Source organism: Roseobacter denitrificans OCh 114, assembly GCF_000014045.1.
GTDB lineage: Bacteria > Pseudomonadota > Alphaproteobacteria > Rhodobacterales > Rhodobacteraceae > Roseobacter > Roseobacter denitrificans.
In genome coordinates, this window is record NC_008209.1 from 2,167,625 (window position 1) to 2,182,260 (window position 14,636).

A 14,636-nucleotide genomic window follows, 5' to 3' on the forward strand; every position below is an offset into this window, starting at 1 on the left:
AGTGGATTCAATTCAGGGTTGAGGCAGGTAAATGTCGATTGACCATTGTGTTTTTCAGGCATGTAGCATTATCTAGCAGTGTAGAGAGGCGCGCCTGACGCGCACGCCATCTGCAGAGAGATTCGCTGTCGCGGGCGCGGTGTGGCATGGCTCATGCACCCCACGGCAGACCGATTGGACCGGAAACGGTTAAGGAACCGCTGATGTGATACCGGCTCTATGATCCGGATCGCGCAGTTAAAAATGGATGCGAGGCCGCAAGACGTGCCCGTGTCGGAGAAGAAACGCGATGACGCGCGCAAATGCATTGAGCAGATCGGCGAGGGCCTCAGCGGCCCGGCCATGCAGTGCGTCTCAGATCGCCCTGACAAGACATACCCCCCACTGCAACGCTCCCCCGGGGGCTGTGCGGTCGCGGCTATGCAATTTGGAAATATGGCTAAGAAAATGCTTATCGATGCCACCCACGCGGAAGAAACCCGCGTTGTGGTGGTGGATGGAAACAAGGTTGAAGAGTTCGATTTTGAATCCGAAAACAAACGCCAGCTTGCTGGCAACATCTATCTTGCAAAAGTAACACGGGTTGAGCCGTCCTTGCAGGCGGCCTTTGTGGAGTACGGGGGGAACCGTCATGGTTTCCTCGCCTTTTCAGAAATTCATCCGGATTATTACCAGATTCCCGTCGCGGACCGTCAGGCCCTGATGGAAGAAGAGCGCGCCTATGCCGAAGCGCAAAAGGCCAAGGAAGACGAGGACGAAAAGCCCAAACGTCGCAGATCGCGCAGCCGCACAAAGGCCAAGGGCGAAGACACCACGTCAGAGGATGTGGTCGCGACGAAGGATGTGGAGTCCGACCAGATCGACGGCATGGAAACCATTGATCTGGATGACAGCGAAGAGGGGTCCTCTCCGATGGAGCGGGTCGCCGAGACACCTGTCGAAGAGCCCGAGGGCGATGATGCAAGCGCGGAGGCTGCGCAGACGGCTGACGCGTCCGATGATCAGGACGCGCAAGCAGCGTCTGAGGATGCCTCGGAAGACGATACCGCGACTGAAGATGGCGACGATGATGACGACGACGACGATGATGCGCCGCGCAAATCTGATGCATCCTCCAAGGATGACACCATCGAATCCGTCGCGGATGACGATGATCAAGACGATATCCGCCCCGTGCGCAAACCCCGGCCACGGCGCTATAAAATTCAGGAAGTCATCAAGGTCCGCCAGATTCTGCTCGTGCAGGTCGTCAAGGAAGAGCGGGGCAACAAGGGCGCGGCGCTGACCACATACCTCAGCCTTGCAGGGCGCTATTGCGTCCTGATGCCCAACACGGCGCGCGGCGGTGGTATTTCGCGCAAGATCACGAATGCTGCGGACCGCAAGAAGCTCAAGGAGATCGCAAATGAGATCGAAGTGCCGCAAGGCGCGGGTCTCATCGTGCGCACCGCCGGGGCCAAACGCACCAAGGCCGAGATCAAACGCGACTACGAATATCTGCAACGCCTGTGGGAGCAGATCCGCGAGTTGACGCTGAAATCCGTCGCGCCCGCCAAGATCTACGAAGAGGGAGACCTGATCAAACGCTCGATCCGCGATCTCTACAACCGCGAGATTGACGAGGTGTTTGTCGAAGGTGAACGGGGCTACCGCATCGCCAAGGACTTCATGAAGATGATCATGCCGTCCCATGCAAAAAACGTGAAACTCTATACCGAAGGTCTGCCGCTTTTCGCCCGCTACCAGGTCGAAAGCTATCTTGCGTCGATGTTCAACCCGACTGTGCAGCTTCCGTCGGGGGGGTATATCGTGATCGGCGTGACCGAGGCTCTGGTGGCGATTGATGTGAACTCCGGGCGGGCCACCAAGGAGGGCTCGATCGAGCAGACCGCGCTCAAGACCAACCTTGAGGCCGCCGACGAAGTGGCGCGGCAGTTGCGCCTGCGGGACCTCGCGGGCCTGATCGTGATCGACTTCATCGACATGGATGAGCGCAAGAACAACACCTCCGTCGAAAAGCGCATGAAAGACAAGCTCAAGACGGACCGCGCGCGCATTCAAGTGGGGCGTATCTCCGGCTTTGGTCTCATGGAAATGTCGCGCCAGCGCCTGCGCCCCGGCATGATCGAGGCAACGACACAGCCGTGTCAGGCCTGCCATGGTACGGGCCTGATCCGGTCCGATGATAGCCTCGCATTGTCCATCCTGCGCCAGATCGAGGAAGAGGGCACGCGCAAGCGGTCCCGAGAGGTGTTGATCAAGGCGCCGGTTGGTATTGCCAATTTCCTCATGAACCAGAAGCGCGAACATATTGCGCATATCGAAGCGCGCTACGGGCTGTCTGTGCGGATCGAAGGCGACCCCATGCTGGTCAGCCCCGATTTCAGTCTTGAGAAGTTCAAGACGGCCACACGGGTCGTGTCGGTTGCAGCACAACATGTTGTTTCTGTTGATACCTCATTGATGGATCAGGTGGATGCGGACGACGATGAGGCGCCAGCGGAAACGGCCGATAACGGCGCAGAGACGGCAAACAAGGAAAACAACGTCGAGAATGATGGCGAGGATCGGCCCAAGCGCCGTCGCCGGCGTCGTCGGCGTCGCAACAAGAACGGCAATGGCGAGACGCAGACCGCATCCGATGAGACAAATGCCGAGGCATCCGAGGCCCAGGGCGCTAAGACTCCGAAGAAAGCGGAGCCTGCAGCCGACAGCCCGGTAGAGGCGCCTGCTGCGCAAACCGATGATGCGCCAGCCCCTGCGGCAGAGCAGGAAGAGGCACCGGCAAAACCCAAACGGACACGGTCGCGCACGCGCAAACCGAAAGTGGAAGCCGACACACAGGATGCGCCAGAAGCAGAGGCGAAAGCCGAAACCGCCGCGCCAGTGGAAGAAACCGCACCCGCCGAAGCGACCGAAGAAACCCCTGCAAAACCAAAGCGTAAACGGGCCAGCCGGGCCAAGAAGGCCGCTCCGGTTGAGGCGGCACCAGACGCCGAACCAGCCCCCGTGGCGCAGGACGCCGAGCCGGCACCTTCATCACAGGAAGCTGCGGCGGCACCGGTGGCAGAAGAGCCAGCGCCAGCAGCGCCTGAACCGGAACCTGCAGGTGCCGAGCCCGAACCGGTGGTCGCTGAGGCCGCGCCAGAGCCAGCCAAACCAAAGCGGCGCGGGTGGTGGTCCATCGGAGGCTAAGGGCTTTCCAACACCAAAAACCCAAAAAGCGCGTCCAAATCGGGCGCGCTTTTTCATGTCACCTCATTTTTTGCGGATGACATAGACCTGCACCGGCCCATCCAGTTCGCTTGACACAAGGTGGTGCCCTGTCTCGCTGCAAAAGTGCGGGACATCGACAATCGCCGCGGGATCATCCGCGTGCATCGTCAGCACCTCACCCGAAGCAAGGGATTGCAGTCGTTTGCGCGCCTTCAGAACAGGCAGGGGGCACAGCAGACCAGTGGCGTCCAGCAGGTGTATTTCTTTTGTCATACCGTTCAGATAGGCGCGATGTTTCGTCCTGTCCACAATCTTGTGACCCTTGGCGGGGTGACGCTGTGGCGCGGATAGGCTAAGGGAGGTTTATGTTCGGAATTGAAATCATTGATGCGGGTCTGTTGCCTGCCATGACGGTGGCGCTTTTTGCGGGAATCATCAGCTTTCTCAGCCCCTGCGTCTTGCCGATCGTCCCGCCCTATCTGGCGTATATGAGCGGTGTCAGCCTGAATGAAATGAGCAGTGAGGGGGCGGCACGGCGCCGTGCCATTATCGCCGCCTTGTTCTTTGTGATGGGGCTGAGCACGGTGTTTCTGATCCTTGGTTTCACGGCCTCGGCATTCGGTGCTTTTTTCCTGCAAAATCAGATTCTTTTCGCGCGTATTTCAGGTGTTGTCATCATTGTCTTCGGATTGCATTTTCTGGGTATCCTGCGCATTCCCTTTCTTGATCGCGAGGCGCGCATGGACGCGGGTGACAAGGGTGGGTCGAGCTTTGGGGCCTATGTGCTGGGGTTGGCCTTCGCCTTTGGCTGGACGCCCTGCATTGGTCCGCAACTGGGCGCGATCCTGTCGCTGGCGGCTTCCGAGGCCTCTGTGACGCGCGGCACTGTCCTGTTGGGCGTTTATGCGGCGGGTCTGGGCATCCCCTTTCTGCTGGCGGCGATGTTCATCACGCGCGCGATGGGGGTCATGGATCGGCTCAAGCGGCATATGAAAACCATAGAACGCGTGATGGGCGGGCTGCTCCTTGTGGTCGGTGTTGCAATGGTCACCGGTGCGTTCACGACGTTTTCCTGGTGGCTTCTTGAACGCTTCCCGGCCTTGGCCACTCTGGGGTGATTGCCCGCCGTATCATCTGCGGGGCCACGCTGGATGTCCGGCGCTAACATATATCATCTTTTGACAGCTTGATTTAAGGACGGGTGATCGTTCGGAATCATGAGAAGAGGTAAGAATGTCAGACTACAGTAAGATGCGTGAACAAATGAAATCAGGTGCGGGCTTTGTTGCCGCGCTGGATCAGTCTGGCGGGTCCACGCCAAAAGCGCTTAGCCTTTATGGCGTTGAGCCAACGGATTACGAGGGCGAAGAGGCGATGTTCAAAGCGATGCATGACATGCGCGCACGGATCATTCTGGCGGATGACTTCACCAATGCCAAAATCATCGGCGCCATCCTGTTCGAACGTACGATGCATGATGAGATTGACGGCACACCGGTCGCTGAACTGCTTTGGAACCGTCGGGGTGTTGTGCCGTTTCTGAAGATCGACAAAGGGCTGGAGGATGAGGCAAACGGCGTTCAGATGCTCAAGCCCATGCCGGGTCTTGAGGATGTCTTGGCCACGGCCAAGGGCAAAGGCGTGTTCGGGACCAAGGAACGCTCTGTCATCAACCACGCAAACCCCGAAGGAATTGCGGCGATCGTCGCCCAGCAGTTTGATGTGGCAAGAACCGTTCTGGCGGCGGGCCTTGTGCCGATCCTTGAGCCGGAAGTGAACATCCACTCGGAAACCAAGGCTGAAGCCGAAACGCTGTTGGAGGCGGAGATCGCAAAGCATCTCGACACGCTGGACGAGGGCGTTGATGTGATGCTGAAACTGACCTTGCCGGATCAACCGGGCCTTTATGACGGGCTTGCGCAACACCCGCGCGTGCTGCGGGTCGTTGCCTTGTCGGGCGGCTATTCGACGGATGTTGCCTCTGCCAAACTGGCGCAGAACGCGCATATGATCGCAAGCTTCAGCCGTGCGCTGACCGAAGGTTTGAACGTGAAGATGACGGATGCCGAATTCGGTGCCGCCCTGGGCAGCAACATCGACAAGATCTATCAGGCATCCATCTGAGCGCGCGCAAGCTGCGCTTTCAGGTCTTCCAGCACAAAGACCCGGATCGCGGAGGCCAGCCCTGTGCTGGTCCCGCGTTTCACATCAATGTCGGCGACCAACCCGTTGATCGGCTTGCCGTTTTCCTGTGAGATGCGCCGGAGTTCTTGCCAGAACTCATCCTCAAGCGATATGGATGTGCGGTGACCTTTCAGGGTCACCGAATGTTTGACGGGCCGGGCACTCATGTCTCGCGCTTATGGGCGTCCAGATGGCGCGCGATCCTGTCGGCCTTTGCCTTTGACGCGTCTTTTTGCGATTTGCTCTGGCCAAATCGCGCGGCGTTTTCATCAGCCTGCGCCTTGCGTGACGCCCGGGCCCGCTCTTTGCGGACCTTGTTGAGGTTGATGGGCGTGCTCATTTGGGCCCGATCATGTTTTCGGGGCGCACGACCCGTTCAAACGTCTCGGCATCGACAAACCCCAGCGCGATCGCCTCTTCCTTGAGGGTCGTGCCGTTTTTATGCGCCGTCTTGGCGACTTTGGTGGCGTTGTCATAGCCGATTTCCGGGGCCAGCGCTGTGACCAGCATCAGGCTCTCGCGCATCAGGCGTTCGATGCGATCCGCATCCGCCGTCAGCCCGTCCACGAGATTATCCGTAAAGGTCGATGCCGCATCGCCCAAAAGCTGCATGGATTGCAATACGTTGTACGACATCATCGGTTTGTACACGTTCAGTTCGAAATGCCCTTGCGACCCGGCGAAACCGACCGCAGCGTCATTGCCGAAGACATGCGCACACACCTGTGTCAGCGCTTCGCATTGTGTCGGATTGACCTTGCCCGGCATGATCGACGATCCGGGTTCGTTTTCAGGCAGCACCAACTCGCCCAAGCCGCAGCGCGGCCCGGAGCCGAGCAGGCGAATGTCATTGGCGATCTTGAACAGGCTGGCGGCAACGACCTTCAGCGCGCCGGACATCTCAACCATGGCGTCATGCGCGGCGAGGGCCTCGAACTTGTTGGGCGCGGTGACAAAGGGCAGGCCGGTGATATCAGCCATGTTTTTTGCAACCATCACGTCCCAGCCGACAGGCGTATTGAGACCGGTGCCCACGGCGGTGCCGCCCTGTGCCAGCTCGTAAATCCGACCCAAGGCGTCCTTGACGCGCTGGATGCCCATGGCCACCTGATGCGCATAGCCGGAGAATTCCTGACTGAGGGTCAGAGGGGTCGCGTCCTGCGTATGGGTGCGTCCGATTTTGATGATACCGTCGAACTGGGCGATCTTGACCTCAAGCGCGGCATGCAGTTTTTCCAACCCCGGCAACAGCACATCGCGGGCCGTCATGGCGGTCGAAATGTGCATCGCCGTGGGAAAGGTATCGTTGGACGATTGCCCCATGTTGCAGTGATCATTCGGATGCACCGGATCCTTGGTGCCGATCACCCCACCCATGATCTCAATCGCGCGGTTGGCGATGACCTCATTGGCGTTCATGTTCGACTGGGTCCCGGACCCTGTCTGCCACACAACCAGTGGGAAATTGTCGTCAAACTTGCCTGCGACCACCTCGCTGGCGGCCTGAATGATCGCCTCCCCGCGCGCAGCGTCAAGTTTTCCCAGTTCAACATTTGCCTGGGCACAAGCCTGTTTGATCACCCCCAAGGCACGGACAATCGCAACGGGTTGTTTTTCCCAACCTATGGGAAAATTCATGATCGAGCGCTGCGTCTGTGCACCCCAGTATTTATCGGCAGGGACCTCGAGGGGGCCAAAACTGTCGGTTTCTGTGCGGGTCTGGGTCATTCTGCGCTCCGTTACACTGGCTTTGTACAGCGGTTTAGCGCTGCGGGGGGGCTCGTGCAACAGGGCGACGGCGCGTCACGGGCATTGTTTGCCAAACCAAAGGAATTATCTGATAGGGTTGTGAAACCGTCCGGCTTGTGGTCGTGCGGTCAAAACGCCAAAGCCTCGGAGGATTTTGAATGAACCGTCAGTTCTTGCCACGTCACTTGGTGTTGGCCTGTGGTGCATTGATCATGGGCCTGTTGCTGACGGCCACTGCCGTGCATGCCGATATTTCCCGTTTTGTCGGCAGCTACGTTGGTGCAGCGGACGTGCAGTCTGCGGATGGAACCAGCCGCCCCCGCGACATGAGCGTCAAGATATCGCAAACCAAGGAGGGGTTTCGCGTCTATTGGAAATCGACGACCTACCGCAAGGATGGCACCGCCAAGGAAAAGGCCTATACCATTGATTTCGTGCCAAGCGCGCGCCCGGGTGTTTACGCTTCCGCGATGAAGCGCAACGTTTTCGGTCATGCCGCACAGCTTGATCCGATGAAGGGCGAACCCTACGTCTGGGGGCGCATCGACGGGGAGACGCTGAGCGTTTATTCGATGTATGTCACCGAAGATGGCGGCTATGAAATCCAGCAGTTTGACCGTTCACTGGCATCACGCGGCCTGATGCTCGACTTCCAAACCATTAGGGACGGTGAAATCCAGCGGACGGTGTCAACGCTGTTGAAACGGGAATAACGCGCGTTTACTTGCGGAAACTGTCCAGTGAGACGATCTCGGCGTCCTTTGCACCGTCTTTTGCCGGTGCTGCCTCCGCTTTGGGTTTTTCAACCTGCGTTGTGGGGGGGCAACTGCGCGGGCGCTGCCTCTTCGTCCTCGTCATGCTGGGTTTCAAAGCGCAGCCCGAATTCCACGGACGGATCAACGAATGTCTTGATCGCGTCATAGGGGATATAAAGCGGCTCAGGCGCATCGCCAAAGTTCAGCGTGACGGAGAACCCTTCGTCGGTCACTTCCAGGTTGTCGTACCAGTGTTGCATCACCACCGTCATTTCACCGGGGTAGCGGTCAAACAGCCAATCGGCCAGCTCCGCATCGGGGTGGCCGGTGTCGAATGTGATGAAAAAATGGTGCTCCCCCGGAAGGCCGTGATCGCATACATCCAGCAGCACCTTGCGGATCAGGCCGCGCATGGCCTCGTGCATCAAGTTGCCGTAGTCAATAGTGCGGGTCATCTCATACCTGGGTGCAAAGAGTTCGTCTAACGCGAGCATAGCCGATTCCTCTGGGGATAAAAGAGGTCTCTGCGTCTTAACCGGCGTCGTTTTACAGAAGCGTCAGCGCAAGGCCCGCGACCGCCAGAATACCCAGTGTTTCCGCGATACCACGTTTAAGCAGCAGCACAACGACAGCGGCCAGCAGCGTCAGAGCGAGCGCATTGATGTCAAGCGACGTCGGGACAGGGGCCGGGGCGGGCAAACCGGGTAGGGTGGTCACCTGCCCAAACAGCACATGGATTGAAAACCACACCGCAAGATTGAGGATCACCCCCACAACTGCCGCGGTAATACCGCTGAGCGCGCCGGAGAGGCGCGGGCGTGTCGCGATCGCATCCAGATAGGGACCGGCGAGGAAAATCCATAAAAAACAGGGTGTAAATGTCACCCAAAGCGCAACCGCCCCCGCAGCCAGCGCCAAAAGCGGGCCGCTTTCATTGAACCCGGCGATCATGGCGACGAATTGCGTGACCAGAATGAGCGGTCCGGGCGTCGTTTCCGCAAGGCCCAAAGCATCCATCATTTGCCCGGTGGTGATCCAGCCATGCTCTGCCACCACGGTCTGCGTCATATAGGCCAGCACGGCATAGGCCCCGCCAAAGCTCACCACGGCCAGTTTCGAAAAGAACAACGCGATTTGCATCAAAAACATGTGGTCCATCAGGGCGAGCACAACAATCGGGCAGCCCCATAGCGTGCCCCAGAGGGTGAGCGTCAAAACCGGGTTTGTGGCTGTCTCATGCGACGCCGAAGCCGCCGGTGTGGCGGGCGCCATGGTCAATGCACCGACGGCAGCGGCCGTGGCGATGATGAGCGGATAGGGAATATTCAGGAAATACAGGGACATAAACGCGCCAGCGGCGAGGGCCCATGCGCCTTTGCCGGTGAGCGTCTTGCGCGACAGTTTCAGCAGCGCCTGCAGGACGATGATGATCACGGCGGCCTTGATCCCGGTAAAGGCTGCCTGAACCAACGGCACCTGTCCAAAATGGGCATAGATCAGGGCAAGGGCAAGGATCACAGCCGCACCGGGCAGGACAAACAACAACCCCGCGACCAGCCCGCCGCGCACACCGTCCAGACGCCAGCCGGCATAAGTCGCCAGTTGCATCGCTTCGGGTCCGGGCAGCAACATGCACAATGACAGCGCGCGCAGAAAACTGTCTTCGGACAGCCATTTTTTCTCTTCCACCAGCGTTTGATGCATCAGGGCGATCTGCGCGGCCGGTCCGCCAAAGGACAAAACACCGATGCGGGCAAAGACCCGGCACAATTCGATGAGTGTTGGCGCGGTCATTTCCGTACCTTTCGCGGCCTGCCGGGGGCGTGCGAGATGTCATGCGACGGGTTGTATCGCTAACCGCTTTGTCCCTGGTGCAAGAAGTGGCACATCGCCCCACACCGGGTCAATTGCGAAGGTTTACTTAAAAACCGTGCCACTGAGCATCAGTTCGAAGCTGTCAGGCGGCAGTTGGTCCAGTTGTTCGAAAAGGGACAGGAAATCAACGGCTGGATAGCTTTCAACGATGACATCCCCGTCAAGGCGCACCATCGTCAACCACCGCATGTTGACGGGTTTATCCGTGCCGGCCTTGAACCCATACATCTCAACCAGCGCAGAGAGCCACTCACCCTGTTCCACGCAATGAACCACCCGGATTTTCTGATCCGTGATCAGGCTGTTGAAAACAGTGGCCAATTCGCGTGCTTCGGTCGTGTTGATGAGCCCACCGGGTATCAGCGATTCATTTTCAGGTGCGGGGCGGTAGATCTCGTCGATCATATCCGAGTTTCCCTTGACCCAGACCTCTTCATACCAGCGTTGGATGATTTCAGTTTTGCGCAACATAGGTTCTCCCCGCCTTTCCACGCAGGATACCATTCAGTGGCGTAGAAAGGGTAAACAAAAGCAACTTATGGTTGTTTTGTTCAGATTTGTTTTGGAGAGGTAAAGTGCAGGCTTCTGTTGCCAGGTGCCTGCGAACCCCGCCTTAGGTCGCTAAACCCAAGGAGTTAAGTTTCAGTCGCTGAAACCGCTTACGCGGCCATCGCAACTGGAGCACGATTGTCATTTGCAATTGTACAAGTTTCGCCGATAACGGTGGCAGACAGCCGAAACAAAGCAAACCCCTTTAGACGTTCGTCGATCCTGTTTCGACCCCATGATCCCCAAATGAAGGATGTTTGGTGGAGTCGCCGGGTACCGCCCCCGGGTCCGATCCGCTTATTACGAGCGCGTTTATGTTCATAGTCCCGAAGGACGCTATGAATATAGGCCAATCGCGCCCGAACCTCAAGGGGTCCGAACGGTTTGTCGCGCTGGTTTATCATGGTGACAGGGCGCGCAGTTGGGGGGCGCGCGGCAGGTGGAAAAGGGGGCGCAGCCTGTACCAACAGGACGACCCCGTGCCTCAGCCGAGGTTCCCCGCCAGAAACCATGCAGCGAGCACGGCTTCGATCCCGCCGAAGAGCAGCACCTTCTTGACGGGTGGTTTGTCAAAAATCAGCGACAGCACCCGACCCGACGCCGCCCCCGCGAAGGCAAAGCCGATCATCGCATAGGCCAGCGGGTCGCCAAGCAACAGGGCTGCCAGCCCCGCCGCGACGAACAGCCCGCCGACCGAGGCCCGCATTTCCGACAGCCCCATGGTCGACTCCGTTGGCGCAAGGTCCAGCACGCTGGCGGTGTAGCGCGGCGCAAGAAAGCCAAACAGGCCAAAGCCAATGGTCAAAAGCGCGCCGATTATGTTGAGAGTGTCAATCATGGGAGACAGCTAGGTGCATGTCGCGCTTTGACAAGCAGCCAGTGACGGTTGCTGTGCGTGTCACTTCCTTTTCTTCCCGCCACCCTTGCTTTTGCTGCCGCCTCCCGCGGCGGCAGCTCCGGCACCGGCATCCGCCGTTTCGTGTGGTTCATATTTTATGTCGAGCAATTCACAAAGATATTCGCGGCAGTCTTCATAGCCCTCCAGTGCTGCGTTTCGCTGATCCCCGACGAGGGCTTCATAGGCGTCCTGTATGCGCGACTCCTTCTGAGGGTTGCCAAAATTATACACGTCACCGCGAATTTTGATGTGCGGATTGCGCATCTTGTTGCCCACATGACAATGAATCGCGGCTTTCATGCGAGGTACGAAAAAGCCATCCTGACCTTTGACGGTCTCCGTTGCATAAAGCTGCGCAACGTCTGTGGCGCCTGCAAGGGCCATCTGTTGTATTCGGGCGAGGTGCGCAACCACGGGGCTGTGATCGGCGCGTTTTTGCAACGGGCTTTTGGGGTTGGTGCGCAGTGACCTGCCGGTGCTGCGGGGCTTTGGGCTGCGGTTGGCGTGCATCTGGCCTCCTTCGCGGGCGCGCGAAGCTCCCATGACGGAAAGCCTACCAACAATCGCGCACCGATCAAGCGGAGGTTGCGCTCGCGGACCGCCCGGAGGCTGCAGCACGCGCGGCAAGAACGCTGCGCGCGAGGGTTTGCGTTTCGTTTTCCAACGCAGTCAGCCCGTCGAAGGTGGCCGCCGCATCCCTCGCGTCGATGGCATCGGCAATTGCCGTATGCAGTGCCACGATACGCGCGCGGTCACGGGCGGTGAAGGTGATCATGTTCATCAAGGGCTGCATGGCCTCAACCGCCCCGGCGAGTTGATAGCTTAGCACCGGGTTGCCTGCGCCATCGACAAGCGCGCGGTGGAACGCGACATCGGAGGCGCAAAAGGCTTCGTCTGTAAGCCCCGGTTGATTCTGGCGGTGAATTTCGGCCCGCATGGTCGCGAGGTGATCCGCCGTGCGCCGCTCTGCCGATAGGGGCGAACAGGCGCGTTCCAGCGCATAGCGCGCCTCGCAGGCGGTGCTGAAGCTGACGGCATTCATCGACAACAATAGGGTCGAGGTGGTGATTTGCTGCGGATAGGCGTCCTGAAACGAAATCCGGTTCACAAAGGCCCCGCCGGTGGCACCGCGCTGCGTGCGGATCAGCGATTGCGCCGCCAGTCGTTTGAGTGCCTCGCGCACGGTCGGGCGCGAGACGTCGAAGTGTTCCGCCAGTTCCGCCTCCGACGGCAGGCGTGCATCCACCAGCAAGGTGCCAGCCACGATGGCATCCCGGATCGCGGCTGCAATCTGGGCGGATAGATCGGCTGGGTTTTCAGGATCAATTTTCATATGTCTTACATTTAGTGTTTGCCCGTTTTCTAATTGTCTGGCATTTGAAGTGCAAGGAAAAGGAATCCCCCGTGCACGGTATTATGCGCTCCACCCTCTGGCTTGGTTTTTTCGGTGCCATTCTGGCGGCGTGGTGGGTGATGTATGCGATGGCGATTGACATGGATGTGGATATGCTGGGGCGTCCGGGTGAAATGGGCGCGCGTATGGCCGCGATGGATCCGCGCATGCCGATGTATATGCCGATGGCGAACTTCGGGCCGCTGTTCTGGATGTGGGCCGTGATGATGGCGGCGATGATGCTGCCGACGCTGGTGCCGACGCTGCGCGCCTATGAGGACCTGATGACCAGTGCCACGGGCACGCGGGCCGGGTGGTCCGGCGTGCTGCTGGGATATTTCATCGTCTGGGTTGCCTTTGCCGCGCTGATCACGGGGGTGCAGCTGGCGCTGCTGTTTGGCGGCGTGATTGACATGCTGGGCATCGCGAAAAGCCCTTGGGTGGCAGGGGGCTTGCTGATCCTTGTGGGAGCTTTCCAGTTCACCCGCACCAAGGAGGTTTGCCATGGCGTATGTCATTCCCCGATGATGTATTTTCTGGGCCATTGGCGGACGGGTTTCGCGGGGGGCTTGCGCATGGGGCTGGGACTTGGTGCCTTTTGCGTGGGATGTTGTTGGGGGTTCATGGCGCTTGGCTTTGTCGGCGGCGTGATGAACCTTGCATGGATGGGTCTTGCGACACTGTTCATGGTCATCGAAAAACTGCCCCAGATCGGGCATTACGTCACAAAACCAATGGGGTTTGTCCTGATCATCGCGGGGATCGCGGTGTTGGGCTGGCCCGTCTTTTCGGGAGGATAAGGCATGGCGAAGAACAGAAGGGCGGATGCGGATCGGTTGCCGATCAGTCAGCGCATTGATCAACGAATGCCGAACCCGAAGCGTCGGCAAAGCAGCCCGACCGAATGGGCGATCAAGGGCGAGTTGTTTCTCAACTGCTCCTGCACGGTATTTTGTCCCTGTGTCGTCAGCCTTGGCGCACACCCGCCCACCGAGGGGCATTGTCATGCGTGGATGGCCATCGCCATCGACGAAGGGCACTTTGAGGGCGAAGACCTCGCCGGCCTCAATATCGGTCTGCTCGTGGACATCCCCGGTCGCATGGGGGAGGGCAACTGGAAGGTTGCCGCCTATGTGGATGAACGCGCCAGTGGCAAGGCCTATAACGGTATCCTGCAGATCTTTTCGGGTGCTGCGGGCGGCACCACGGGGCTGTTCACCATGCTGGTCAGCGAGATCATCGGCGCGGAACGTGCGCCGGTTGAGATCGTGCGCGAGGGCAACCGCCGCTCCATCATGATCGGGCGCAAGATACAGGGCGAGATCGAGATGCTGGCGGGCAAGGATCCGGAGCATCCGGTGATGGTCAGCAATTCCAAATACTGGATGGGTCCGGATATCATCGCGGCCACGGGGCTCAAAAGCCGGGTGCGGGATTATGGCCGCGTCTGGGACTTTGGCGGTAAATCGGCGGAAATCTGTCCGATCGACTGGAAAGGCCCCAAGCCGTGATCGACTCGCGCTATGTGCAAACCATGGCGCGCTACAACAGCTGGCAGAACAACCAACTGATGCCGGTGTTGGAGGCCATGTCGCATGCAGAGCTGACCAAGGATCGCGGGGCGTTCTTTGGCAGCCTTATGGCGACCGCGAACCATCTGCTGTGGGGCGACATCCTGTGGATGAGCCGTTTTGACCCGTCCGTGCAGCCACCGCAGGTGGGCGGGGCGGACAGCACGAAACTGCATCCCAAGATCATGTCATGGGCGGCGGATCGCTTCCGTATGGATGGCAAGATCCGGTTCTGGGCCGATGGCTTGCGCGCTGTCGATCTGATCGGCGACATAACGTGGTACTCGGGCAGTCAGGAGCGCGACATAACTACGCCGCTTGCAACAGCCATTGTTCATTTTTTCAACCACCAGACCCATCACCGTGGTCAGATCCATGCGATGCTGACCGCTTCGGGGCGCAAAGCTCCGGTAAGTGATCTGGTCTTCATGCCACAGGATGCTTGA

16 protein-coding genes, 1 other RNA gene and 1 pseudogene are annotated in these 14,636 nt (G+C 59.0%); 8 read left to right on the forward strand and 10 right to left on the reverse strand.

Features of this window, described 5'->3' with window-relative positions; translation table 11 throughout:
• The first annotated feature begins 447 nt into the window (after positions 1-447).
• Positions 448-3,195, forward strand: a complete 2,748-nt coding sequence (locus tag RD1_RS10465; RefSeq protein WP_281259775.1) for an Rne/Rng family ribonuclease — start codon at positions 448-450, stop codon at positions 3,193-3,195.
• A 63-nt stretch (positions 3,196-3,258) separates the two neighbouring features.
• Here RD1_RS10465 and RD1_RS10470 read toward each other — a convergent pair whose 3' ends face one another.
• Positions 3,259-3,489, reverse strand: a complete 231-nt coding sequence (locus tag RD1_RS10470; protein ID WP_011568471.1) for a sulfurtransferase TusA family protein — start codon at positions 3,487-3,489, stop codon at positions 3,259-3,261.
• Positions 3,490-3,581: 92 nt separating this feature from the next.
• Between RD1_RS10470 and RD1_RS10475 the strand changes: the two genes are divergently transcribed.
• Together RD1_RS10475 and RD1_RS10480 are read left to right on the forward strand one after the other, a co-directional pair.
• The gene (locus RD1_RS10475) at positions 3,582-4,334 is read left to right on the forward strand and encodes a cytochrome c biogenesis CcdA family protein (RefSeq protein WP_011568472.1); all 753 of its coding nucleotides are present in this window, start codon (positions 3,582-3,584) and stop codon (positions 4,332-4,334) included.
• 115 nt (positions 4,335-4,449) lie between these two features.
• Complete coding sequence (locus tag RD1_RS10480; RefSeq protein ID WP_044033078.1) at positions 4,450-5,340, forward strand: fructose bisphosphate aldolase; 891 nt, start codon at positions 4,450-4,452, stop codon at positions 5,338-5,340.
• Here the strand turns inward: RD1_RS10480 and RD1_RS10485 are convergent.
• From RD1_RS10485 to fumC, 3 genes are read right to left on the reverse strand one after another with little or no spacing between them, the layout of a single operon-like run.
• On the reverse strand, positions 5,325-5,567 hold the full coding sequence (locus RD1_RS10485) for a ribbon-helix-helix domain-containing protein (protein WP_011568474.1): 243 nt from the start codon (positions 5,565-5,567) through the stop codon (positions 5,325-5,327). The genes RD1_RS10480 and RD1_RS10485 overlap by 16 nt on opposite strands.
• Positions 5,564-5,740: a DUF4169 family protein gene (locus tag RD1_RS10490; protein WP_011568475.1), complete on the reverse strand. Its 177-nt coding sequence runs from the start codon at positions 5,738-5,740 to the stop codon at positions 5,564-5,566. The genes RD1_RS10485 and RD1_RS10490 overlap by 4 nt, the downstream gene beginning before the upstream one ends.
• Positions 5,737-7,128: a class II fumarate hydratase gene (gene fumC / locus RD1_RS10495; protein WP_011568476.1), complete on the reverse strand. Its 1,392-nt coding sequence runs from the start codon at positions 7,126-7,128 to the stop codon at positions 5,737-5,739. The genes RD1_RS10490 and fumC overlap by 4 nt, the downstream gene beginning before the upstream one ends.
• A gap of 179 nt (positions 7,129-7,307) precedes the next feature.
• On the opposite strand from fumC, the gene RD1_RS10500 reads away from it, so the two are divergent.
• On the forward strand, positions 7,308-7,862 hold the full coding sequence (locus RD1_RS10500) for a hypothetical protein (RefSeq protein WP_011568478.1): 555 nt from the start codon (positions 7,308-7,310) through the stop codon (positions 7,860-7,862).
• A 7-nt stretch (positions 7,863-7,869) separates the two neighbouring features.
• Here RD1_RS10500 and RD1_RS10505 read toward each other — a convergent pair.
• The 5 genes and pseudogenes from RD1_RS10505 to RD1_RS10520 all read right to left on the reverse strand — a co-directional run bounded on the left by RD1_RS10505 (position 7,870) and on the right by RD1_RS10520 (position 11,166).
• Positions 7,870-8,359: pseudogene (locus RD1_RS10505) on the reverse strand (SspB family protein).
• 91 nt (positions 8,360-8,450) lie between these two features.
• Positions 8,451-9,698 carry a chromate efflux transporter gene (gene chrA / locus RD1_RS10510; RefSeq protein WP_011568480.1) on the reverse strand — a complete coding sequence of 416 codons (1,248 nt, stop codon included), beginning with the start codon at positions 9,696-9,698 and terminating at the stop codon, positions 8,451-8,453.
• Positions 9,699-9,821: 123 nt separating this feature from the next.
• A complete protein-coding gene (locus RD1_RS10515) occupies positions 9,822-10,250 on the reverse strand; it encodes an ester cyclase (protein WP_011568481.1) in 429 nt (142 codons plus the stop codon).
• A 103-nt stretch (positions 10,251-10,353) separates the two neighbouring features.
• Positions 10,354-10,702: a transfer-messenger RNA gene (gene ssrA, locus RD1_RS20510) on the reverse strand.
• Positions 10,703-10,812: 110 nt separating this feature from the next.
• Entirely contained in the window at positions 10,813-11,166 is a 354-nt protein-coding gene (locus tag RD1_RS10520; protein ID WP_011568482.1) for a DUF4345 family protein, read from the reverse strand.
• Between the two features lie 57 nt (positions 11,167-11,223).
• On the opposite strand from RD1_RS10520, the gene RD1_RS20955 reads away from it, so the two are divergent.
• On the forward strand, positions 11,224-11,694 hold the full coding sequence (locus RD1_RS20955) for a hypothetical protein (protein WP_143090279.1): 471 nt from the start codon (positions 11,224-11,226) through the stop codon (positions 11,692-11,694).
• Positions 11,695-11,800: 106 nt separating this feature from the next.
• Here the strand turns inward: RD1_RS20955 and RD1_RS10530 are convergent, their stop codons facing one another.
• Complete coding sequence (locus tag RD1_RS10530; protein ID WP_011568484.1) at positions 11,801-12,559, reverse strand: FadR/GntR family transcriptional regulator; 759 nt, start codon at positions 12,557-12,559, stop codon at positions 11,801-11,803.
• 71 nt (positions 12,560-12,630) lie between these two features.
• Between RD1_RS10530 and RD1_RS10535 the strand changes: the two genes are divergently transcribed.
• Genes RD1_RS10535 through RD1_RS10545 form a run of 3 tightly spaced genes read left to right on the forward strand, consistent with a single transcriptional unit; the run spans position 12,631 to position 14,636 of the window.
• Positions 12,631-13,419, forward strand: a complete 789-nt coding sequence (locus tag RD1_RS10535) for a DUF2182 domain-containing protein (RefSeq protein ID WP_011568485.1) — start codon at positions 12,631-12,633, stop codon at positions 13,417-13,419.
• Positions 13,420-13,422: 3 nt separating this feature from the next.
• Positions 13,423-14,130, forward strand: coding sequence for a DUF1326 domain-containing protein (locus tag RD1_RS10540; RefSeq protein ID WP_011568486.1), 708 nt, complete (start codon positions 13,423-13,425; stop codon positions 14,128-14,130).
• Positions 14,127-14,636: a DinB family protein gene (locus RD1_RS10545; protein ID WP_011568487.1), complete on the forward strand. Its 510-nt coding sequence runs from the start codon at positions 14,127-14,129 to the stop codon at positions 14,634-14,636. The genes RD1_RS10540 and RD1_RS10545 overlap by 4 nt, the downstream gene beginning before the upstream one ends.

Coding starts and splice junctions, on each gene's coding strand:
- RD1_RS10465 (WP_281259775.1), top strand. CDS start 448: ATGCTTATCGATGCCACCCACGCGGAAGAAACCCGCGTTGTGGTGGTG.
- RD1_RS10470 (WP_011568471.1), bottom strand. CDS start 3,489: ATGACAAAAGAAATACACCTGCTGGACGCCACTGGTCTGCTGTGCCCC.
- RD1_RS10475 (WP_011568472.1), top strand. CDS start 3,582: ATGTTCGGAATTGAAATCATTGATGCGGGTCTGTTGCCTGCCATGACG.
- RD1_RS10480 (WP_044033078.1), top strand. CDS start 4,450: ATGTCAGACTACAGTAAGATGCGTGAACAAATGAAATCAGGTGCGGGC.
- RD1_RS10485 (WP_011568474.1), bottom strand. CDS start 5,567: ATGAGTGCCCGGCCCGTCAAACATTCGGTGACCCTGAAAGGTCACCGC.
- RD1_RS10490 (WP_011568475.1), bottom strand. CDS start 5,740: ATGAGCACGCCCATCAACCTCAACAAGGTCCGCAAAGAGCGGGCCCGG.
- fumC (WP_011568476.1), bottom strand. CDS start 7,128: ATGACCCAGACCCGCACAGAAACCGACAGTTTTGGCCCCCTCGAGGTC.
- RD1_RS10500 (WP_011568478.1), top strand. CDS start 7,308: ATGAACCGTCAGTTCTTGCCACGTCACTTGGTGTTGGCCTGTGGTGCA.
- chrA (WP_011568480.1), bottom strand. CDS start 9,698: ATGACCGCGCCAACACTCATCGAATTGTGCCGGGTCTTTGCCCGCATC.
- RD1_RS10515 (WP_011568481.1), bottom strand. CDS start 10,250: ATGTTGCGCAAAACTGAAATCATCCAACGCTGGTATGAAGAGGTCTGG.
- RD1_RS10520 (WP_011568482.1), bottom strand. CDS start 11,166: ATGATTGACACTCTCAACATAATCGGCGCGCTTTTGACCATTGGCTTT.
- RD1_RS10530 (WP_011568484.1), bottom strand. CDS start 12,559: ATGAAAATTGATCCTGAAAACCCAGCCGATCTATCCGCCCAGATTGCA.
- RD1_RS10540 (WP_011568486.1), top strand. CDS start 13,423: ATGGCGAAGAACAGAAGGGCGGATGCGGATCGGTTGCCGATCAGTCAG.